This is a genomic window from Mesorhizobium sp. M0058 (genome assembly GCF_040323095.1).
GTDB lineage: Bacteria > Pseudomonadota > Alphaproteobacteria > Rhizobiales > Rhizobiaceae > Mesorhizobium.
This window is the reverse complement of the sequence record NZ_JAMYUQ010000009.1, coordinates 1-17,258: the sequence shown is the minus strand read 5'-3', so window position 1 is coordinate 17,258 and position 17,258 is coordinate 1. Positions and strand designations below refer to the sequence as shown.

Annotated in this window: 30 protein-coding genes; 1 reads left to right on the top strand and 29 read right to left on the bottom strand. The window is 61.7% G+C overall.

Features of this window, described 5'->3' with window-relative positions; translation table 11 throughout:
* Nucleotides 1-23: 23 nt before the first annotated feature.
* Entirely contained in the window at nt 24-1,517 is a 1,494-nt protein-coding gene (locus tag NKJ75_RS16655) for a DegQ family serine endoprotease (protein ID WP_023688416.1), read from the bottom strand.
* A gap of 140 nt (nt 1,518-1,657) precedes the next feature.
* On the opposite strand from NKJ75_RS16655, the gene NKJ75_RS16650 reads away from it, so the two are divergent.
* Complete coding sequence (locus NKJ75_RS16650; protein ID WP_023752307.1) at nt 1,658-2,284, top strand: hypothetical protein; 627 nt, start codon at nt 1,658-1,660, stop codon at nt 2,282-2,284.
* Nucleotides 2,285-2,366: 82 nt separating this feature from the next.
* On the opposite strand, the gene rplQ is transcribed toward NKJ75_RS16650, so the two are convergent.
* From rplQ to NKJ75_RS16510, 28 genes are all read right to left on the bottom strand, one after another.
* A complete protein-coding gene (gene rplQ / locus NKJ75_RS16645; protein WP_023691248.1) occupies nt 2,367-2,798 on the bottom strand; it encodes a 50S ribosomal protein L17 in 432 nt (143 codons plus the stop codon).
* Between the two features lie 101 nt (nt 2,799-2,899).
* Nucleotides 2,900-3,910 (bottom strand): DNA-directed RNA polymerase subunit alpha, encoded by a 1,011-nt coding sequence (locus NKJ75_RS16640; protein WP_023682599.1) that lies wholly within the window; start codon nt 3,908-3,910, stop codon nt 2,900-2,902.
* A gap of 102 nt (nt 3,911-4,012) precedes the next feature.
* Nucleotides 4,013-4,402, bottom strand: a complete 390-nt coding sequence (gene rpsK, locus NKJ75_RS16635; protein WP_023825601.1) for a 30S ribosomal protein S11 — start codon at nt 4,400-4,402, stop codon at nt 4,013-4,015.
* A gap of 126 nt (nt 4,403-4,528) precedes the next feature.
* On the bottom strand, nt 4,529-4,897 hold the full coding sequence (rpsM, locus tag NKJ75_RS16630; RefSeq protein WP_006205445.1) for a 30S ribosomal protein S13: 369 nt from the start codon (nt 4,895-4,897) through the stop codon (nt 4,529-4,531).
* Between the two features lie 211 nt (nt 4,898-5,108).
* On the bottom strand, nt 5,109-5,717 hold the full coding sequence (locus NKJ75_RS16625) for an adenylate kinase (RefSeq protein WP_023701778.1): 609 nt from the start codon (nt 5,715-5,717) through the stop codon (nt 5,109-5,111).
* Nucleotides 5,714-7,054 carry a preprotein translocase subunit SecY gene (gene secY, locus NKJ75_RS16620; protein WP_023672761.1) on the bottom strand — a complete coding sequence of 447 codons (1,341 nt, stop codon included), beginning with the start codon at nt 7,052-7,054 and terminating at the stop codon, nt 5,714-5,716. The genes NKJ75_RS16625 and secY overlap by 4 nt, the downstream gene beginning before the upstream one ends.
* Before the next feature lie 257 nt (nt 7,055-7,311).
* Entirely contained in the window at nt 7,312-7,782 is a 471-nt protein-coding gene (gene rplO / locus NKJ75_RS16615; RefSeq protein WP_023672760.1) for a 50S ribosomal protein L15, read from the bottom strand.
* Nucleotides 7,783-7,804: 22 nt separating this feature from the next.
* Complete coding sequence (rpmD, locus tag NKJ75_RS16610; RefSeq protein ID WP_006205449.1) at nt 7,805-8,002, bottom strand: 50S ribosomal protein L30; 198 nt, start codon at nt 8,000-8,002, stop codon at nt 7,805-7,807.
* Nucleotides 8,003-8,026: 24 nt separating this feature from the next.
* The gene (gene rpsE, locus NKJ75_RS16605) at nt 8,027-8,590 is read right to left on the bottom strand and encodes a 30S ribosomal protein S5 (RefSeq protein WP_006333394.1); all 564 of its coding nucleotides are present in this window, start codon (nt 8,588-8,590) and stop codon (nt 8,027-8,029) included.
* 154 nt (nt 8,591-8,744) lie between these two features.
* Nucleotides 8,745-9,104, bottom strand: a complete 360-nt coding sequence (gene rplR / locus NKJ75_RS16600) for a 50S ribosomal protein L18 (RefSeq protein ID WP_023682602.1) — start codon at nt 9,102-9,104, stop codon at nt 8,745-8,747.
* Between the two features lie 140 nt (nt 9,105-9,244).
* Nucleotides 9,245-9,778: a 50S ribosomal protein L6 gene (gene rplF / locus NKJ75_RS16595; RefSeq protein WP_023682603.1), complete on the bottom strand. Its 534-nt coding sequence runs from the start codon at nt 9,776-9,778 to the stop codon at nt 9,245-9,247.
* A 41-nt stretch (nt 9,779-9,819) separates the two neighbouring features.
* Complete coding sequence (gene rpsH / locus NKJ75_RS16590; protein ID WP_006205453.1) at nt 9,820-10,218, bottom strand: 30S ribosomal protein S8; 399 nt, start codon at nt 10,216-10,218, stop codon at nt 9,820-9,822.
* Nucleotides 10,219-10,230: 12 nt separating this feature from the next.
* Entirely contained in the window at nt 10,231-10,536 is a 306-nt protein-coding gene (gene rpsN / locus NKJ75_RS16585; protein WP_010909282.1) for a 30S ribosomal protein S14, read from the bottom strand.
* 27 nt (nt 10,537-10,563) lie between these two features.
* Complete coding sequence (gene rplE / locus NKJ75_RS16580) at nt 10,564-11,163, bottom strand: 50S ribosomal protein L5 (RefSeq protein ID WP_023672755.1); 600 nt, start codon at nt 11,161-11,163, stop codon at nt 10,564-10,566.
* Nucleotides 11,156-11,470, bottom strand: a complete 315-nt coding sequence (rplX, locus tag NKJ75_RS16575; protein ID WP_013531428.1) for a 50S ribosomal protein L24 — start codon at nt 11,468-11,470, stop codon at nt 11,156-11,158. Before rplX ends, rplE begins: the two co-directional genes overlap by 8 nt.
* A gap of 12 nt (nt 11,471-11,482) precedes the next feature.
* The gene (rplN, locus tag NKJ75_RS16570) at nt 11,483-11,851 is read right to left on the bottom strand and encodes a 50S ribosomal protein L14 (RefSeq protein ID WP_006205457.1); all 369 of its coding nucleotides are present in this window, start codon (nt 11,849-11,851) and stop codon (nt 11,483-11,485) included.
* Nucleotides 11,852-11,923: 72 nt separating this feature from the next.
* Nucleotides 11,924-12,163 (bottom strand): 30S ribosomal protein S17, encoded by a 240-nt coding sequence (rpsQ, locus tag NKJ75_RS16565; protein WP_010909280.1) that lies wholly within the window; start codon nt 12,161-12,163, stop codon nt 11,924-11,926.
* 11 nt (nt 12,164-12,174) lie between these two features.
* Nucleotides 12,175-12,375, bottom strand: coding sequence for a 50S ribosomal protein L29 (gene rpmC, locus NKJ75_RS16560; protein ID WP_006205459.1), 201 nt, complete (start codon nt 12,373-12,375; stop codon nt 12,175-12,177).
* Nucleotides 12,376-12,388: 13 nt separating this feature from the next.
* A complete protein-coding gene (gene rplP / locus NKJ75_RS16555) occupies nt 12,389-12,802 on the bottom strand; it encodes a 50S ribosomal protein L16 (protein WP_006205460.1) in 414 nt (137 codons plus the stop codon).
* 26 nt (nt 12,803-12,828) lie between these two features.
* Complete coding sequence (gene rpsC, locus NKJ75_RS16550) at nt 12,829-13,554, bottom strand: 30S ribosomal protein S3 (RefSeq protein WP_023672753.1); 726 nt, start codon at nt 13,552-13,554, stop codon at nt 12,829-12,831.
* The gene (rplV, locus tag NKJ75_RS16545) at nt 13,554-13,943 is read right to left on the bottom strand and encodes a 50S ribosomal protein L22 (protein WP_006205462.1); all 390 of its coding nucleotides are present in this window, start codon (nt 13,941-13,943) and stop codon (nt 13,554-13,556) included. The genes rpsC and rplV overlap by 1 nt, the downstream gene beginning before the upstream one ends.
* A 2-nt stretch (nt 13,944-13,945) precedes the next feature.
* Complete coding sequence (gene rpsS / locus NKJ75_RS16540; RefSeq protein WP_006205463.1) at nt 13,946-14,224, bottom strand: 30S ribosomal protein S19; 279 nt, start codon at nt 14,222-14,224, stop codon at nt 13,946-13,948.
* A gap of 16 nt (nt 14,225-14,240) precedes the next feature.
* On the bottom strand, nt 14,241-15,074 hold the full coding sequence (rplB, locus tag NKJ75_RS16535) for a 50S ribosomal protein L2 (protein ID WP_023706515.1): 834 nt from the start codon (nt 15,072-15,074) through the stop codon (nt 14,241-14,243).
* Nucleotides 15,075-15,096: 22 nt separating this feature from the next.
* Nucleotides 15,097-15,390 carry a 50S ribosomal protein L23 gene (locus tag NKJ75_RS16530; RefSeq protein ID WP_023672751.1) on the bottom strand — a complete coding sequence of 98 codons (294 nt, stop codon included), beginning with the start codon at nt 15,388-15,390 and terminating at the stop codon, nt 15,097-15,099.
* The gene (gene rplD, locus NKJ75_RS16525; protein WP_023672750.1) at nt 15,387-16,007 is read right to left on the bottom strand and encodes a 50S ribosomal protein L4; all 621 of its coding nucleotides are present in this window, start codon (nt 16,005-16,007) and stop codon (nt 15,387-15,389) included. The genes NKJ75_RS16530 and rplD overlap by 4 nt, the downstream gene beginning before the upstream one ends.
* Nucleotides 16,007-16,735: a 50S ribosomal protein L3 gene (gene rplC / locus NKJ75_RS16520; RefSeq protein WP_023691244.1), complete on the bottom strand. Its 729-nt coding sequence runs from the start codon at nt 16,733-16,735 to the stop codon at nt 16,007-16,009. Before rplC ends, rplD begins: the two co-directional genes overlap by 1 nt.
* A 61-nt stretch (nt 16,736-16,796) precedes the next feature.
* A complete protein-coding gene (rpsJ, locus tag NKJ75_RS16515) occupies nt 16,797-17,105 on the bottom strand; it encodes a 30S ribosomal protein S10 (protein ID WP_010909272.1) in 309 nt (102 codons plus the stop codon).
* A 69-nt stretch (nt 17,106-17,174) separates the two neighbouring features.
* The coding region (locus tag NKJ75_RS16510) for an EF-Tu C-terminal domain-related protein (RefSeq protein ID WP_455749504.1) at nt 17,175-17,258 on the bottom strand (84 nt) is incomplete at its 5' end.

The following is a 17,258-nucleotide window of genomic DNA, read 5'->3' as shown; positions in this document are numbered from 1 at the left end:
TCCTCAGAAATGGGAAGATCGCCTCAGTAACGCAACACCTGGCGCAGTATCTGCCCGCCGCGCTCGACGGTAAAGCGCCACCAGCGCGTATCCTGCTGGGCAAGCTGCGCCAGTGTCGCCGCCGTATCGACCGTCGTGCCGTTAACCTCGCGCACGATGTCGCCCGGCTGGAAGCCGAAATCGGCGGCCGGCGAATCGCGGTTGATGTCGACCACGGTGACCCCCTTGAGGTCGGTGCGCAGGCCGAGCCGCTGGGCGAGCCTGGGCGACAGTTCCGCGACCTTGGCGCCGGAGAACGGGCTGCGGCCATGCAGGGTCACTTCCGACGCCTTGGCGCCTTCCGGCGCGCGCTCCAGTGCAATCTCCATCGTCGCCTGCTGGCCCTTGCTCAGGATGGCGAAGGTCGCCTTGGTGCCGATCGACAGGGTCGCCATGCGGTAGTCCAGCGCCTCGATGCCCTCGACGGTCGTGCCATTGAGCTGCAGCACGACATCGCCGGGCTTCAGCCCTGCCTTGGCCGCCGGTCCGGCTTCCTCGACCGACGACACCAGCGCGCCGGTCGGCTTCTCCATGCCGAGCGATTCGGCGATCTGAGGTGTGACCGCTTCGAACTCGGCGCCTATATAGGGCCGCTCGAAGAAATCGAGCCCGGCCTTGGCCGCATCGGCGAAGGCGCGCACCATGTTGGCCGGGATGGCAAAGCCGATGCCGATCGAGCCGCCGCTGCGGCTGTAGATGGCGGTGTTGATGCCGACCAGCTGGCCGCCCATGTTGATCAGCGCGCCGCCGGAATTGCCGGGATTGATGGCGGCGTCGGTCTGGATGAAGTAGCCCGAATCCGAAACGCCGATATGGCTGCGGGCAAGCGCCGACACGATGCCGCTGGTGGTGGTCTGGCCGACGCCGAACGGATTGCCGATGGCCAGCACCAGGTCGCCGACCTCGAGCGCGTCGGAATCGCCGATGGCGATCACCGGAAACGGCTTGTCGGAGGTGATCTTGAGCACGGCGAGGTCAAGCGTCTCGTCCTTGAGCATGACCTTCGAGGTGAATTCGCGCCCGTCGGCGGTCGCGACCTTGACCTCGTCGGCATCCTTGATCACGTGGAAATTGGTGACGACGACGCCGCTCGGGTCGACCAGCACGCCCGAGCCGAGCGAGGATTGTGCGCGCGGCTGCGCGCGGCCGAAGAATTCCTCGAAGAAAGGATCGCCGTCAAAGGGCGACGTGACCTTGGCCGTCTGCGAAGCATAGACATTGACCACGGCCGGCGCCGTCTGCTTGACCAGGGGGGCAAACGACAGCTGCACCTCTTCGCGGCCGAACGGCACGCGCTTGTCGGGACCGGAGGTGCCGTTCTCGCCTTCGACGCCATGCAGGAGGTCGGTCAGCACATCGGAGAGCCCCGGGTCGGCTGGCTTGGCGGCGTCCTCGGCCAGAGCCTGCCTGACTGTCGGCGCGGCTGCGAACGCCATCATGGCGAAGAGCAGAACAAGAGACAGTCGGTTGGCGCGCATTCGCGAATCCTCCAAGGCAAGTTCGGGGGCATTGTCCCGACGATTGTGCAAAATGAAAGGCTAAGCCGCTGAAATACGATTATTTTGGGCATCAAAGCAGCTATAGGTCGACTTGAAACTGAAAACCTTCGTCGGCCCTCATGAAAAAACAACTCCTGTCATTCCGTGACTTTTTGAAGACCGGCACTTTTGGGCCTGTTTTCCCTTCTCTGAAAATGATCGACATCGCCGGTATGCTAGGTCCGCCTGACGGCTGGATCACTGAACATGCAGAGACGATTCCGGTCTATTGGACTTTCGGAAAGCTCGAAATTTCCTTTGATGAAGAAGCACCTCATTGGATGAACTGGTTTCAGATCGAAGAAGCGGGCTATCTCGAAGGTGATTTTGAGGTTCTCACCGATCGCCTTGTGCTCTCATTGGATGGGTTCAGTGGAGAGACGACACCTTCGGAATTCTTGACTGCCGGCCTTTGGGCTCCAGAAGAGGCAGCGGTGTTCTACGCCGCCTTGAGCGACGAAATATTGCTGAACATCTGCGCGGGTCCCGTTCAGATTCATTTCCGAGTCGATACAGACTTCATCGAAGATGGGGACGCCCAAAAATACCTGACCAATTCCAACGTGTCGCGAGTGGTCAGCGATATAGATTCCCGCGCCACCCTCGACAGTATCTATTCCTATCCCCAACCGGCGTTCGAAGAGATCCCCGGCGCCTTCAATTGGAATCTGCTTAGCGGTCGCGACTACCTGATGCTTACTCGCTAAACGTAAGACACGCTAAACGTAGGACGCCGGTAACAAAAAGGGGCCCGAAGGCCCCTTGAAGTCATTCCTGAAAAACCGAGCCTTATGCGGCAGTGGCTTCCTCGTTGGCGCCTTCGGCTTCGAGGCGGGCGCGGTCGCCGGCGCCCTTGGCGTCGGTGTCGCGGTCGACGAACTCGATGACCGCCATGGCGGCATTGTCGCCGTGGCGGAAGCCCGCCTTCATGATGCGCAGATAGCCGCCGTTGCGGTCGGCGTAGCGCGGCGCAATCGTGTCGAACAAACGCTTGACGACGCCTTCATTGCCGATCTGGGCAATGACCTGGCGGCGCGCATGGAGGTCGCCGCGCTTGCCGAGCGTCACCAGCTTCTCGACGATCGGACGCAAATCCTTCGCCTTCGGCAGGGTGGTGACGATCTGCTCATGCTCGAGCAGCGACACGGCGAGGTTGGCGAACATCGACTTGCGATGGCTAATGCTTCGGGCGAAGCGGCGGCCTTTAAAACCGTGGCGCATGGCTCTTTTCCTTCAGTTGTTCAAGAGGCCACGGCCTCTGATGGTTTTCCGCATGACCGTCGGATCGAGCGGCCCACGCCGCCGATCCTTGGACTTCATGCTCAATATTGGTCTTCGTAACGCTTGGCGAGGTCTTCGATGTTTTCCGGCGGCCAGTCCGGCACTTCCATGCCGAGGTGCAGGCCCATCGCCGCGAGCACTTCTTTGATCTCGTTCAGCGACTTGCGGCCGAAGTTCGGGGTGCGCAGCATCTCGGCTTCGGTCTTCTGGATGAGATCGCCGATGTAGACGATGTTGTCGTTCTTCAGGCAGTTGGCCGAACGCACCGAAAGCTCGAGCTCGTCCACTTTCTTGAGCAGCGCCGGGTTGAAGGCGAGCTCGGTGACGGCCTCGGTGGCGACTTCCTTCTGCGGCTCGTCGAAATTGACGAACAGGCCAAGCTGGTCCTGCAGGATGCGGGCAGCGAATGCCACCGCGTCCTCGCCCGAGATCGAACCGTCGGTCTCGATGGTCATGGTCAGCTTGTCATAGTCGAGAACCTGGCCCTCGCGGGTGTTCTCGACCTTGTAGGAGACCTTCTTGACCGGCGAATACAGGCTGTCGACCGGGATCAGGCCGATCGGCGCGTCTTCGGCGCGGTTGCGGTCTGCCGGCACGTAACCCTTGCCGGTGTCGACTGTGAATTCCATACGGATTTCAGCGCCCTCGTCCAGCGTGCAGATGACGTGGTCGGGGTTGAGGATCTCGACGTCGCCAACCGTCTGGATGTCGCCAGCCAGAACCGCACCCGGGCCCTGCTTGCGAACGACCATGCGCTTGGGACCATCGCCTTCCATGCGGATGGCGATTTCCTTGATGTTGAGGACGATGTCGGTCACGTCCTCACGCACGCCGGCAATCGACGAGAATTCATGCAGAACGCCGTCGATCTGCACGGCGGTGACAGCCGCACCGCGCAGCGAAGACAAAAGCACGCGGCGCAGCGCGTTGCCGAGCGTCAGGCCGAAGCCACGCTCGAGCGGCTCGGCGACCAGCGTGGTCAGCGTCTTCTTCTTCGACGAGAACTCGATCTTGTTCGGCTTGATCAGTTCCTGCCAATTTTTCTGGATCATGATGCTTTCCTTCCGTTGACCCGCCACCATCCAATCGTGGCGGGCGACCTGGAGTGCCGTGGAGGAGCGCCTTGAGGCGCTCACGCGGCGTTCGGTAATGTCTTAGACGCGGCGCTTCTTACGCGGGCGGCAGCCATTGTGCGGGATCGGCGTCACATCACGGATCGAAGTGATGGTGAAGCCGGCCGCCTGCAGGGCGCGAAGCGCCGATTCACGACCGGAGCCGGGTCCGCAGACCTCGACTTCGAGCATGCGCATGCCGTGTTCCTGGGCCTTCTTGGCGACGTCTTCGGCAGCCATCTGGGCGGCGAACGGGGTCGACTTGCGCGAACCCTTGAAGCCCTGGGCACCGGCCGACGACCAGGCAATGGAATTGCCCTGCGCGTCGGTGATGGTGATCATCGTGTTGTTGAAGGTCGAATTGACGTGGGCAACGCCCGACGAGATGTTCTTGCGTTCGCGACGGCGAACACGAGCGGCGTCCTTGGCCATGATAGTCCTTTCAGTTGATCTCTACACCGCCGTAATGCCAGCGGCTCCACCTTTGAAAGCGAGTAGTGAATAGGGACTAGCGAATAGGGACCCCTACTCGCTAATGGCTACTCGCTATTCGCTCACTTACTTCTTCTTGCCGGCGATCGACTTGGCCGGGCCCTTGCGGGTGCGTGCATTGGTGTGCGTGCGCTGGCCGCGAACCGGCAGCGAACGGCGGTGACGCAGACCGCGGTAGCAGCCGAGGTCCATGAGACGCTTGATGTTCATCGACACTTCGCGGCGCAGGTCGCCTTCGACCTGGTAGTCGCGGTCGATGGTCTCGCGGATCTGCAGCACTTCCGCGTCGGTCAACTGGTTGACGCGGCGCTCGGCCGGGATGCCGACCTTGTCGACGATCTCCTGGGCGAACTTCTTGCCAATGCCGTGAATGTACTGAAGCGCAATGACGACGCGCTTGTTGGTCGGAATGTTGACGCCGGCTATACGAGCCATATTCTTCTCTTCTCCATGTGGGACCGGCCGGCCTTCAAAACAAGGCATGCGCGGCGCTGTTCAAATTACCCCGCGTCCGGTGGAGGCCGGCCCTTGCGGGAGTTCCCTAGTTTCAATGCGGCTGCCTTGCCCTTGCGGACAAGCAAGCCTCATGCCTGATAGGAAGACGGGCCGCCATAACCCAGCGAACCGTTCCAGTCAAGCGCAATCTTTACTTTACCGTAACGGTCTCCCGCGTCACCGCCGCGAGCAGCGCTTCAATCTCCGCCGTCACGGTGTCGACAGGAGCCATGCCGTCGACACTCCTAAGCGAGCGTTTGGCGTAATAATAGCCGATCAGCGGCGCCGTCTTCTTGTAATATTCCCGCAGGCGCTCTTCGAACACCACCGGATTGTCGTCCTTGCGCACCGGCTGTCCGGCGGCCTTGGCGTCGTCGGCGCGCTTGACGATGCGGCCGACCAACGCTTTGTCGTCGACGACGAACTCGATCACGGCATCGAGGCCAATGCCGCGCTCGGCGAGCATCGATTCAACCGCATCAGCCTGCACCAGCGTGCGCGGATATCCGTCGAGGATGAAACCGTTGGTGCAATCGGGCTGGTCGATGCGCTCGGCCACGATCGCGTTGACAATGGCGTCGGAAACCAGCTCGCCGGCATCCATCACCGCCTTGGCGCGCTTGCCGACTTCAGTGCCGGCCTGTACGGCGGCCCGCAGCATGTCGCCCGTCGACAGCTGCGGTATGCCGTATTTTTCTACCAGTCTTTGTGCTTGCGTCCCCTTGCCCGCTCCTGGCGGCCCAAGCAATATCAATCTCATCTGGCCTTCTTCCCCCCGCGCAGCTTCGACTTCTTGATCAGGCCCTCATACTGGTGCGCGATCAGGTGACCCTGGATCTGCGCCACCGTATCGAGGGTTACACTGACCACGATCAGAAGCGATGTGCCACCGAGGTAGAATGGTACGCCAGTCGCCGAAATCAGGAACTCGGGCAGCAGGCACACCAGCACCAGATAGATGGCGCCGACGACGGTGATGCGCGTCAGGACATAGTCGATGTAATCGGCGGTGCGCTCACCCGGACGGTAGCCCGGAATGAAGCCGGAATGCTTCTTGAGCTGGTCGGCGGTGTCCTTCGGATTGAACACGATGGCCGTGTAGAAGAAGGCGAAGAACACGATCATTGCCGCATAGAACAGCATGTAGAGCGGCTGGCCGTGGCCGAGCGAGGCGAGCACGGTGCTTGCCCAGGCCGGCAGGTTTGTCGTCTGCGAGAAGCCGGCGACCGTTGCCGGCAGCAAAAGCAGCGACGACGCGAAGATCGGCGGAATGACGCCCGACGTGTTGAGCTTCAGCGGCAGATGCGAGGTATCGCCCTGGAACATGCGGTTGCCGACCTGGCGCTTCGGATACTGGATCAGCAGGCGGCGCTGCGCGCGCTCGAAGAACACGATCAGCGCGATGACGATTATGGCCAGCACGATGATCGCGAGTATCAGCCCGGTCGATAGAGCGCCGGTGCGGCCGAGCTCCAGCGTGCCGGAGATGGCGCGCGGCAGGCCGGCGACGATGCCGGAGAAAATGATCAGCGAAATGCCGTTGCCGATGCCGCGGGCGGTGATCTGCTCGCCCAGCCACATCAGGAACATGGTGCCGCCAACCAGCGTGACGACGGTCGAGATGCGGAAGAACATGCCGGGATCGTTGACGATGCCGTTGCCGCCTTCCAGGCCCACCGAAATGCCGTAGGCCTGCACCAGCGCCAGGAGTACCGTGCCGTAGCGCGTGTACTGGTTGATGACCTTGCGGCCCTGCTCGCCTTCCTTTTTCAGCGCCTCCAGCGACGGAATGACCGAGGTCATCAGCTGCATGATGATGGAGGCTGAGATGTAAGGCATGATGCCGAGCGCGAAGATCGCCATGCGCTGCACGGCGCCGCCGGCGAACATGTTGAACATGCCGAGCACGCCCTTGGCCTGCGAAGAGAAGGCCTGCGCGAATGCATCCGGATTGATGCCGGGCAGCGGGATATAGGTGCCGAGGCGATAGACGAGCAGCGCGCCGACGGTGAACCAGATTCGCTTCTTCAGGTCCTCCGCCTTGGCGAAAGCCGCAAAATTCAGATTCGAGGCTAGTTGTTCAGCAGCCGAAGCCATGCCTGATTCTCCGCTAGAGCATGATGCCGAAAAGTGTGAAGCGGTTTTCGGACAACGTCATGCGCTACTTCTTTGATTTGTATGTCACGCTCGATGCCCGCAGCTCAGGCGGCGCGTGGCACCGAAGCTCACGAGATAAGCTCCGGGCTCTAAACATGCAAGCGGCCGCGTTGACGCGGCCGCCTAATTGATCGGATCAAAGCGCAATCGTGAACAAAAACGGATACCGTTCCTGCCGGCCGCGCTTCAAATTGCCGTTACTCCGCTGCCGCTTCCGGCAGCTTGACCGAACCGCCGGCCTTTTCGATCTTCTCGATCGCGGCCTTGGAGGCGCCGGCGACGTCGAAGGCAAGCTTTGCCTTGAGCTCGCCGTCCGAGAGGATGCGCACGCCGTCCTTGACGCGGCGGATGACGCCGGCGGCAACGAGTGCCTCGGCCGTCACGGTCGCCTTGGCGTCGAGCTTCTTGGCATCGAGCGCCGTCTGGATACGAGCCAGCGACACGACGACAAAGCTCTTGGCGAAGATGTTATTGAAGCCACGCTTCGGCAGGCGCCGATAGAGCGGCATCTGGCCGCCCTCGAAGCCGTTGATGGCAACGCCGGAGCGCGCCTTCTGGCCCTTGACGCCGCGACCGCCGGTCTTGCCGGAGCCGGAGCCGATGCCACGGCCGAGACGCTTCTTGGAGTGCGTCGCGCCGTCCTTGTCACGCAGATCGTTGAGTTTCATCTGGGTTCTCCTGCGCTTTTGCTCAGCCCTCGTCCACGACGCGGACGAGATGCTGGACGGCAGCGATCATGCCGCGCACCGAGGGAGTGTCCTCCAGCGTGCGCTGCTTGTGCATCTTGTTGAGGCCGAGGCCGACCAGCGTTGCGCGCTGTTCCTTCGGGCGGCGGATCGGCGAACCGATCTGCTCAACGGTGATGGTCTTGGTTGCTTTCTTGGCCATGGTCAAAATCCCTGGTCAGATCGACTATTCTTCAGCCGCAACGGCGGTGCCGCGGCGGGCCTGAAGGGTCGAATACTTGATGCCGCGCGCAGCAGCCACATCCTTGGGATGCATCTGGCTCTTTAGCGCGTCGAATGTGGCGCGAACCATGTTGTAGGGGTTCGACGAACCCATCGACTTGGCGACCACGTCATGCATGCCAAGCGTCTCGAAGACAGCGCGCATCGGGCCGCCGGCGATGATGCCGGTACCCTGCTTGGCAGCGCGCAGCAGCACGCGTCCGGCGCCCCAGCGTCCTTCGACGTCGTGGTGCAGCGTGCGGCCCGAGCGCAGCGGCACGAAAATCATGTCGCGCTTGGCCGACTCGGTTGCCTTGCGGATCGCTTCCGGCACTTCGCGCGCCTTGCCGTGACCGAAGCCGACGCGGCCCTTCTGGTCGCCGACGACGACGAGTGCTGCAAAACCGAAGCGACGGCCGCCCTTGACGACCTTGGCGACACGGTTGATGTGGACGAGCTTGTCCACCATGCCGTCATCGCGTTCTTCACGATCGCGGCCGCGGCCGCCATCCCTACGTTCCTGTGCCATATCCTGTTCCTTGTTTTTTTCCGGAAGCACGGTTGCTGATAAAATCCGGTGCGCCTCTTTGGGTCACCGGGGGCGAGTTATTTTTCCTTGCATGATCTTGTCCGAAAAGTCTGCAACTTTTTGCTGCGCTGACCTTCGGTTCGGGAACAGGCAATTAGAAGCTCAGACCGCCTTCACGGGCAGCCTCGGCCAGCGCCTTGACGCGGCCGTGATAGATGTAGGCGCCGCGGTCGAAGACGACTTCCTTGACGCCGGCCTTCGAAGCACGCTCGGCGATCAGCTTGCCAACAGCGGCTGCTGCCTCGGTGTCGGCGCCGGTCTTGAGCGAACCCTTGAGGTCCTTCTCGAGTGTCGATGCAGCCGCGATGGTATGGCCCTTGGCGTCGTCGATGACCTGCACGTAGATGTTCTTCGACGTGCGGTGAACCGAGAGACGCGGACGTTCGCCGGCGACCTTCTTGATCTGGCGGCGGACGCGCTGCGCGCGGCGCTGGATGGATTCCTTGGTAGCCATGATAGTCTTCCTTGCCTTCAAAAAACGGGGGCCGCCATGTGCGGTAGGCGAAAGCGCCTCCCGCGACCGCTCCCCGCGGCGTTGCACTTCTTTGGCTTGGCCTTTTCCGAAAAGTCTGCAACTTTTCGGGGCCAGGCTTACTACTTCTTCTTGCCTTCCTTGCGGACGATCTTCTCGCCGGCATAGCGGACACCCTTGCCCTTGTAGGGCTCGGGACCGCGATACTCGCGGATCTCGGCTGCAACCTGGCCGACCTGCTGCTTGTCGATGCCGGTCACGGTGATTTCCGTCGGCTTCGGCACGGTGATCGTGATGCCGGCCGGCGTCTCGTAAACGACGTCGTGGCTGAAGCCAAGCGCCAGCTGCAGGTTCTTGCCCTGGAGTGCCGCGCGATAGCCGACGCCGGTGATCTCGAGCTTCTTCTCGAAACCGTCCTTGACGCCCTGCAGGATGTTGACGATCTGCGTGCGCGACATGCCCCACTTGGAGCGGGCGGTCTTGGTCTGGTCGCGCGGCTGGACAGCGATTTCGCTGCCTTCCATCTTGACCAGCACTTCGTCGTTCACCACGAACTTCAGCTCGCCCTTGGGGCCCTTCGCCGTCACGGTCTGGCCGTTGACGGTCGCGGTCACGCCCTGCGGCAGCGAAACGGGTTTCTTTCCAATACGAGACATTTGGTTGTCCTCGTCACTTCTCTTGTTTCAGGTCTGCCGAATTAGAAAATCTGGCAGAGGATTTCGCCGCCGACATTCTGTTCGCGTGCTTCGTGATCGGCCATCACGCCCTTCGGCGTCGAAAGGATGGCGATGCCGAGGCCGTTGGCGACGTGCGGGATCGACTTGGCCGAGACGTAAACGCGGCGGCCAGGCTTCGAGACGCGGGCGATTTCGCGCACGACCGGAGCACCGTCGAAATACTTCAGCTCGATTTCGATTTCGGACTTGCCGTTGTCGAAGTCGGTCTGGCTGTAGTCGCGGATATAGCCTTCAGCCTTCAGCACGTCGAGGACGCGGGTACGCAGGCGCGAGGCCGGCGTCGAAACGCTCGACTTCTTACGGCCATACGCGTTGCGGATGCGGGTCAGCATATCGCCGAGAGGATCGCTCAATGACATGTTATGTCCTCCTTACCAGCTCGACTTGACCAGGCCCGGGATCTGGCCGTTATTGCCGAGATCACGAAGCGCGATGCGCGATACTTTGAGCTTGCGATAATAGGCGCGCGGACGGCCGGTAACTTCGCAGCGGTTGCGGATGCGGATCTTGGCCGAGTTGCGCGGCAGGGCAGCAAGCTTCAGCTGAGCGCGGAAACGCTCTTCCATCGGCTTGGACTGGTCCATGATGATCGCCTTGAGCGCTGCGCGCTTGGGACCGTACTGGTCGGCAAGCTTGCGGCGCCTGTTGTTCTTCTCGACTGAGCTGGTCTTTGCCATTTCAGATTTTTCCTTTTCTCGCTGCCGTTACTGGCGGAAGGGGAAGTTGAAGGCCTTGAGCAATGCCCTGGCTTCGTCGTCCGTCTTCGCAGTCGTACAAACGATGACGTCCATGCCCCAGATCTGATCAACCTTGTCGTAGTTGATCTCCGGGAACACGATGTGTTCCTTGATGCCCATGGCGTAGTTGCCACGGCCATCGAAGCTCTTCGGATTCAGTCCGCGAAAGTCGCGGACGCGCGGCAGTGCGATGTTCACGAGACGGTCGAGGAACTCGTACATGCGTTCCTTGCGCAGCGTGACCTTGGCGCCGATCGGCATCTTCTCGCGGACCTTGAAGCCGGCGATCGAATTACGGGCGCGGGTGACGACGGCCTTCTGGCCGGCGATCATCGCCAGGTCTTCGGCCGCGATCGAAGGCTTCTTCGAATCCGCGGTCGCTTCGCCGACGCCCATGTTCAGCACGATCTTGTCGATGCGCGGAACCTGCATCTCGTTCTCGTAGCCGAACTGCTCCTGCAGCGCCTTGCGGATGGTCTCGTTGTAGACCTGCTTGAGGCGCGGCGTGTTCTGGGCCTTGGACTGTTTGCTTTCAGCCTTGGGCTTCGTGGTTTGAGCCTTAGCCATTGATGACTTCTCCCGAGCGCTTGGCGACGCGCACCTTCTTGCCGTCCTTCTGGAAGATGAAGCCGACGCGGGTCGGCTTGCCATCCTTGGGGTCGGCCAGCGCGATGTTCGACAGCTGGATCGGCGCTTCCTTGGTGATGATCCCGCCCTCTTGGGACTGGGACTGCTTCTGGTGACGACGGATCATGTTGACGCCGCGCACCAGCGCGGTGTCTTCCTTCGGCTGAACCGAAAGGACTTCGCCCGAACGGCCCTTGTCCTTGCCGGCCAGCACGACGACCTTGTCGCCTTTTCTAATCTTTTGCATTGGTCCGGCTCCTTACAGCACTTCAGGCGCGAGCGAGATGATCTTCATGTGGTTCTTGGCGCGGAGTTCGCGCGGAACCGGTCCGAAGATACGCGTGCCGATCGGCTCTTTCTTGTTGTCGACGAGAACGGCCGCGTTCTTGTCGAAACGGATCACGCTGCCGTCCGGGCGGCGGATGTCCTTGGCCGTGCGAACCACGACCGCCTTCATCACATCGCCCTTCTTAACGCGGCCGCGCGGAATGGCTTCCTTGATCGACACCACGATGATGTCGCCTACGGAAGCGTATTTCCGCTTCGAGCCGCCCAGCACCTTGATGCACATGACACGACGGGCGCCTGAATTATCCGCGACGTCGAGGTTTGTTTGCATCTGAATCATGACTGGCCGCCTTCTTCTCTTCTAACGGGACGGGCTCAAAGCCCCTCCCCGGTCTGTCCAAAATTCGGTTTGTTACGCCTGGTCCGAAGACACGACGATCCAGCGCTTATCCTTGGAAATCGGCTTCGATTCCTGGATGAACACCTGATCGCCGACCTTGTGGGCGTTGTTCTCGTCGTGCGCCTTGTACTTCTTGGTCATGCGCACGGTCTTCTTCATCACGGGATGCGTGAAGCGCCGTTCGACCTTGACGACTACCGTCTTCTCGTTCTTGTCGCTGACGACAGTGCCCTGCAGAATGCGCTTTGGCATGATTTTCGTCCTTAAGCCTTCTTGGCCGCGGACTTTTCCGCAGCGATGGTCTTGATACGCGCAATGTCCTTGCGAACCTGCCGCACGCGCGCGGTCTTCTCGAGCTGGCCGGTGGCCTTCTGGAAGCGCAGGTTGAACTGCTCCTTCTTCAGGCTGGCCAGATCGTCGGTCAGCTGGTCCTGGGTCTTGGTCCGGATGTCTTCGGCTTTCATGATCAGCCCGTCCTTATTCTGCGATGCGCTGTACGAAGCGCGTCCTGACCGAGAGCTTGGCCGCGCCGAGACGCAGCGCCTCACGGGCGGTTTCTTCGTTGACGCCGTCGATCTCGAACATGATGCGGCCCGGCTTGACGCGCGCCGCCCAGTAATCGACAGCGCCCTTGCCCTTGCCCATGCGCACTTCGGTCGGCTTCGACGTCACCGGCACATCAGGGAAAATACGGATCCACACGCGGCCGGCACGCTTCATCTCACGAGTGATCGCGCGGCGGGCCGCCTCGATCTCACGCGCGGTGACGCGGTTCGGCTCAAGCGCCTTCAGCCCGAAACCACCGAAATCCAGGTTGGTGCCGCCCTTTGCGGTACCATGGATACGGCCCTTGAACTGCTTGCGGAACTTTGTGCGCTTTGGCTGCAGCATCGTTCTAACTCCAAATTCCTAAATAATCAGGCGTTTTCGCGACGACGACCGCGTTCGCGATCACCACCACCGCCATGCGCAGCATCACCCTCGGTCGCGCGACGCTCCGAAGCCATCGGATCGTGCTCGAGGATTTCGCCCTTGAACACCCAGACCTTGACGCCGCAGATGCCGTAAGCCGTGTGCGCTTCGGCCGTGCCATAGTCGACATCGGCGCGCAGCGTATGCAGCGGCACGCGGCCCTCGCGGTACCATTCCATGCGCGCAATCTCGGCGCCGCCGAGACGGCCGGCGCAGTTGATGCGGATGCCTTCGGCGCCCAGGCGCATGGCCGACTGAACGGCGCGCTTCATGGCGCGGCGGAAGGCGATACGACGCTCGAGCTGCTGGGCGATCGACTGGGCGACCAAGGTCGCGTCGATTTCCGGCTTGCGCACTTCAACGATGTTCAAGTGCGTCTCGGACTTCGTCATCTCCATCAGCTTCTTGCGAAGCTTTTCGATGTCGGCGCCCTTCTTGCCGATGATCAGGCCCGGGCGCGCCGCATGGATGGTGACGCGGCACTTCTTGTGCGGGCGCTCGATCACGACCTTCGAAATCGCAGCCTGCTTGAGTTCCTTTTCAAGATATTTGCGGATCTTGATGTCCTCATGCAGCAGTTTGCCGTACTCGCCGGTGTTCGCGAACCAGCGCGAATCCCAGGTGCGGTTGATGCCGAGGCGCAGACCGATCGGATTGACTTTCTGGCCCATTATGCGGCCTCCCCTTTTTCTTCGACTTCACGAACGACGATCGTGAGGTGCGAGAACGGCTTTTCGATACGGCTGGCGCGACCGCGGCCACGAGCATGGAACCGCTTCATGACGATCGACTTGCCGACATAGGCTTCCGCCACGATCAGCGCATCGACGTCAAGGTCGTGGTTGTTTTCCGCGTTGGCGATCGCCGATTCCAGCGTCTTCTTGACCGTGCCGGAAATCCGCTTGGCCGAGAATTCGAGATCGGAAAGCGCTGTCGCGACCTTCTTGCCGCGGATCAGCGCGGCAACCAGGTTCAGCTTCTGCGGGCTGATACGGATCGTGCGCAGAACGGCGCGCGCTTCGTTGTCAGCAAGCCTGCGCGGAGCTTTGGCCTTGCCCATGATTATTTCCTCTTCGCCTTCTTATCCGCGCCGTGACCGTAATAGGTCCGGGTCGGAGCGAATTCACCGAACTTGTGACCGACCATGTCCTCGTTCACCGAGACGGGAACATGCTTCTGGCCGTTGTAGACACCGAAGGTGAAGCCGACGAACTGCGGCAGGATGGTGGAGCGACGGCTCCACATCTTGATCACCTCATTGCGACCACCTTCACGAACCTTGTCCACCTTCTTGAGAAGGTAGCCGTCGATGAAGGGGCCTTTCCAAATAGAACGAGTCACTTGGCGTTACCTCTTCTTAGCTCTTGCGCTGATGGCGCGAGCGCAGGATGAACTTGTCGGTCGCCTTGTTGGACCGCGTCTTCTTGCCCTTGGTCGGCTTGCCCCACGGGCTGACCGGATGACGGCCACCGGAGGTGCGGCCTTCACCACCGCCATGCGGATGGTCGACCGGGTTCATGGTCACGCCGCGATTGTGCGGGCGCTTGCCGCGCCAGACCGTGCGGCCGGCCTTGCCGTCGTTGATGTTGCCGTGGTCGGGGTTCGACACGGCGCCGACGGTGGCCATGCAGGAGCCGTGAACGACACGCTGCTCGCCCGAATTGAGGCGCAGGATCGCCATGCCCTGGTCGCGACCGACCAGCTGGCCGTAGCCACCCGCCGAGCGGGCAACCTGGGCGCCCTTGCCCGGCTTCAGCTCGATGTTGTGGACGATCGTGCCGACCGGCATCGAGGCCAGCGGCATCGCATTGCCCGGCTTCACGTCGACCGATTCGCCGGCCACGATCTTATCGCCGGCGGCAAGGCGCTGCGGAGCGATGATGTAGGACAGCTCGCCATCGTCATACTTGATCAGCGCGATGAAGGCGGTGCGGTTCGGATCGTATTCAATGCGCTCGACCGTGCCGACGACGTCGAACTTGCGGCGCTTGAAGTCGATGATGCGGTACGAACGCTTGTGACCGCCGCCGATGAAGCGGGCCGTGATGCGGCCGTGATTGTTGCGGCCGCCCGACTTGGTCAGGCCTTCGGTCAGGCCCTTGACGGGCTTGCCCTTGTAGAGGCCCGAGCGGTCGACGATGACCAGCTGGCGGGTGCTCGGCGTTACCGGGTTGAATTTTTTAAGTGCCATGTTTCTGTCCTCGCGGCCTAGCTCAGAGACCCGTCGCGACGTCGATCGACTGGCCGTCGGCCAGCGTCACGATCGCCTTCTTGACGTCGCTCTGGCGGCCGATCGTGCCGCGGAAGCGCTTGATCTTGCCCTTGCGGACAAGCGTGTTCACGGCCGTAACCTTGACGCCAAACAGCGCTTCGACAGCAGCCTTGATTTCCGGCTTCGACGCCTTCTTGGCGACGTTGAAAACAACCTGGTTGTTCTCGGAAGCCATGGTCGACTTTTCGGTGATCGCCGGCGAGACGATCACGTCGTAATGACGGAGGTCGGTCATTTAAAGCGCTCCTCGAGAGCCTCGACGGCGGCCTTCGAAAGGACCAGCGTGCCGCGGCGCAGAATGTCGTAGACGTTGATGCCCTGGATGGGCAGCACGTCGATGTTCGGGATGTTGGTCGCCGCCAGCTTGAAGTTCTGGTCAAGCTCGGCACCGCCGATCACCAAGGCGTTGGTCAGGCCCAGCGTCGCGAAATTCGCGATCAGCGCCTTCGTCTTGGCCTCGGTCAGCTTCAGCTCGTCGATGATGATGATCGACGCGCTCTTGGCCTTGGCCGAGAGAGCATGCCGCAAGCCCAGAGCGCGCACCTTCTTCGGCAGATCGTGCTCGTGGCTGCGAACGACCGGGCCGTGGGCCTTGCCGCCGCCGCGGAACTGCGGAGCGCGTGCCGAATGGTGACGGGCGCGGCCCGTACCCTTCTGCTTGTACATCTTGGCGCCGGTGCGCGCGATTTCGGCGCGGCCCTTGGCCTTGTGCGTGCCCTGCTGGCGCTTGGCCAGCTGCCAGCGCACGACGCGCTGCAGGATGTCCTCGCGCGGATCAAGGCCGAAAATCTCCTCGGAGAGTTTCACCTTGCCGGCGTCCTTGCCGCCAAGCGTTGTGATCTTGAGATCCATTATTCTGCTCCCTCTGCGGCCGGAGCCTCGTTCGTGGCAGCGCTCGCTGCAGCAACCGGGCGGATCGCGGCAGGCTTCGGCGCATTGGCCGGCAGTGCCACCTTGGCCGCATCGCGGACCAGGATCCAGGCGCCCTTCGATCCGGGAACCGCACCGCGGATCAGGATCAGGCCGCGATCGGCGTCGGTCGAAACGATCTCGACATTCTGTGTGGTGACGCGGGTGTCGCCCATGTGGCCAGCCATATGCTTGCCCTTGAACACTTTGCCCGGATCCTGACGCTGGCCGGTCGAACCGTGCGTACGGTGCGAAACCGAGTTACCGTGCGTCGCGCGGCCACCACCCATGTGATGGCGCTTGATGACGCCCTGGAAACCCTTGCCGATCGTCGTGCCCGTCACATCGACCTTCTGGCCGGCGACGAAGTGCTCGACGGTGATCTCGGCGCCGACATCGATCATGTTGTCGGCGGAGACGCGGAACTCGGCGACCTTCGCCTTCGGCTCGACGGAAGCGGTCGCGAAATGGCCGCGCATCGCCTTCGACGTGTTCTTCACCTTGGCAAGGCCAACGCCGAGCTGGACGGCCGTATAGCCGTTCTTCTCCTGCGTGCGCTGAGCCACGACCTGGCAGTTCTCCATCTGGAGAACGGTGACGGGAACATGTTCCCCGGCATCATTATAGATGCGGGTCATTCCCACCTTCTTTGCAATCACACCTGAACGCATCGGTTCAATTCCTTTAGAGTTCCGGGCCAGGGGCACCGCCCCTTACCGCGCTCTCATTCCCTTAGAGCTTGATCTCGACGTCGACACCGGCGGCCAGATCGAGCTTCATCAAAGCATCGACCGTCTGCGGGGTCGGATCGACGATGTCGAGCAGACGCTTGTGCGTGCGCATCTCGAACTGCTCGCGGCTCTTCTTGTCGACGTGAGGCGACCGGTTGACCGTGAACTTTTCGATCCGCGTCGGCAGCGGAATGGGGCCGCGGACGTTTGCTCCGGTGCGCTTGGCCGTCGACACGATTTCTTTCGTCGAGGCGTCGAGCACGCGGTGATCAAACGCCTTCAGGCGGATGCGGATATTCTGTCCGTTCATGCGTCACTTCCTTGTTCTGGCGCGGCGCGGGCAAATCCTGCGCCCGCGACAGATCGGTTTAAGTCCAAATTACTCTTTGATGGTGACGACGATGCCGGCACCGACGGTGCGGCCGCCTTCACGGATGGCGAAGCGCAGCTTCTCTTCCATGGC

What these genes read in the sequence shown, in the direction of transcription:
- NKJ75_RS16655 (WP_023688416.1), bottom strand. Translation starts at nt 1,517, where the DNA reads ATGCGCGCCAACCGACTGTCTCTTGTTCTGCTCTTCGCCATGATGGCG.
- NKJ75_RS16650 (WP_023752307.1), top strand. Translation starts at nt 1,658, where the DNA reads ATGAAAAAACAACTCCTGTCATTCCGTGACTTTTTGAAGACCGGCACT.
- rplQ (WP_023691248.1), bottom strand. Translation starts at nt 2,798, where the DNA reads ATGCGCCACGGTTTTAAAGGCCGCCGCTTCGCCCGAAGCATTAGCCAT.
- NKJ75_RS16640 (WP_023682599.1), bottom strand. Translation starts at nt 3,910, where the DNA reads ATGATCCAGAAAAATTGGCAGGAACTGATCAAGCCGAACAAGATCGAG.
- rpsK (WP_023825601.1), bottom strand. Translation starts at nt 4,402, where the DNA reads ATGGCCAAGGACGCCGCTCGTGTTCGCCGTCGCGAACGCAAGAACATC.
- rpsM (WP_006205445.1), bottom strand. Translation starts at nt 4,897, where the DNA reads ATGGCTCGTATAGCCGGCGTCAACATTCCGACCAACAAGCGCGTCGTC.
- NKJ75_RS16625 (WP_023701778.1), bottom strand. Translation starts at nt 5,717, where the DNA reads ATGAGATTGATATTGCTTGGGCCGCCAGGAGCGGGCAAGGGGACGCAA.
- secY (WP_023672761.1), bottom strand. Translation starts at nt 7,054, where the DNA reads ATGGCTTCGGCTGCTGAACAACTAGCCTCGAATCTGAATTTTGCGGCT.
- rplO (WP_023672760.1), bottom strand. Translation starts at nt 7,782, where the DNA reads ATGAAACTCAACGATCTGCGTGACAAGGACGGCGCGACGCACTCCAAG.
- rpmD (WP_006205449.1), bottom strand. Translation starts at nt 8,002, where the DNA reads ATGGCCAAGAAAGCAACCAAGACCATCACCGTTGAGCAGATCGGTTCG.
- rpsE (WP_006333394.1), bottom strand. Translation starts at nt 8,590, where the DNA reads ATGGCACAGGAACGTAGGGATGGCGGCCGCGGCCGCGATCGTGAAGAA.
- rplR (WP_023682602.1), bottom strand. Translation starts at nt 9,104, where the DNA reads ATGGCTACCAAGGAATCCATCCAGCGCCGCGCGCAGCGCGTCCGCCGC.
- rplF (WP_023682603.1), bottom strand. Translation starts at nt 9,778, where the DNA reads ATGTCTCGTATTGGAAAGAAACCCGTTTCGCTGCCGCAGGGCGTGACC.
- rpsH (WP_006205453.1), bottom strand. Translation starts at nt 10,218, where the DNA reads ATGTCATTGAGCGATCCTCTCGGCGATATGCTGACCCGCATCCGCAAC.
- rpsN (WP_010909282.1), bottom strand. Translation starts at nt 10,536, where the DNA reads ATGGCAAAGACCAGCTCAGTCGAGAAGAACAACAGGCGCCGCAAGCTT.
- rplE (WP_023672755.1), bottom strand. Translation starts at nt 11,163, where the DNA reads ATGGCTAAGGCTCAAACCACGAAGCCCAAGGCTGAAAGCAAACAGTCC.
- rplX (WP_013531428.1), bottom strand. Translation starts at nt 11,470, where the DNA reads ATGCAAAAGATTAGAAAAGGCGACAAGGTCGTCGTGCTGGCCGGCAAG.
- rplN (WP_006205457.1), bottom strand. Translation starts at nt 11,851, where the DNA reads ATGATTCAGATGCAAACAAACCTCGACGTCGCGGATAATTCAGGCGCC.
- rpsQ (WP_010909280.1), bottom strand. Translation starts at nt 12,163, where the DNA reads ATGCCAAAGCGCATTCTGCAGGGCACTGTCGTCAGCGACAAGAACGAG.
- rpmC (WP_006205459.1), bottom strand. Translation starts at nt 12,375, where the DNA reads ATGAAAGCCGAAGACATCCGGACCAAGACCCAGGACCAGCTGACCGAC.
- rplP (WP_006205460.1), bottom strand. Translation starts at nt 12,802, where the DNA reads ATGCTGCAGCCAAAGCGCACAAAGTTCCGCAAGCAGTTCAAGGGCCGT.
- rpsC (WP_023672753.1), bottom strand. Translation starts at nt 13,554, where the DNA reads ATGGGCCAGAAAGTCAATCCGATCGGTCTGCGCCTCGGCATCAACCGC.
- rplV (WP_006205462.1), bottom strand. Translation starts at nt 13,943, where the DNA reads ATGGGCAAGGCCAAAGCTCCGCGCAGGCTTGCTGACAACGAAGCGCGC.
- rplB (WP_023706515.1), bottom strand. Translation starts at nt 15,074, where the DNA reads ATGGCACTTAAAAAATTCAACCCGGTAACGCCGAGCACCCGCCAGCTG.
- NKJ75_RS16530 (WP_023672751.1), bottom strand. Translation starts at nt 15,390, where the DNA reads ATGACCGACCTCCGTCATTACGACGTGATCGTCTCGCCGGCGATCACC.
- rplD (WP_023672750.1), bottom strand. Translation starts at nt 16,007, where the DNA reads ATGGATCTCAAGATCACAACGCTTGGCGGCAAGGACGCCGGCAAGGTG.
- rplC (WP_023691244.1), bottom strand. Translation starts at nt 16,735, where the DNA reads ATGCGTTCAGGTGTGATTGCAAAGAAGGTGGGAATGACCCGCATCTAT.
- rpsJ (WP_010909272.1), bottom strand. Translation starts at nt 17,105, where the DNA reads ATGAACGGACAGAATATCCGCATCCGCCTGAAGGCGTTTGATCACCGC.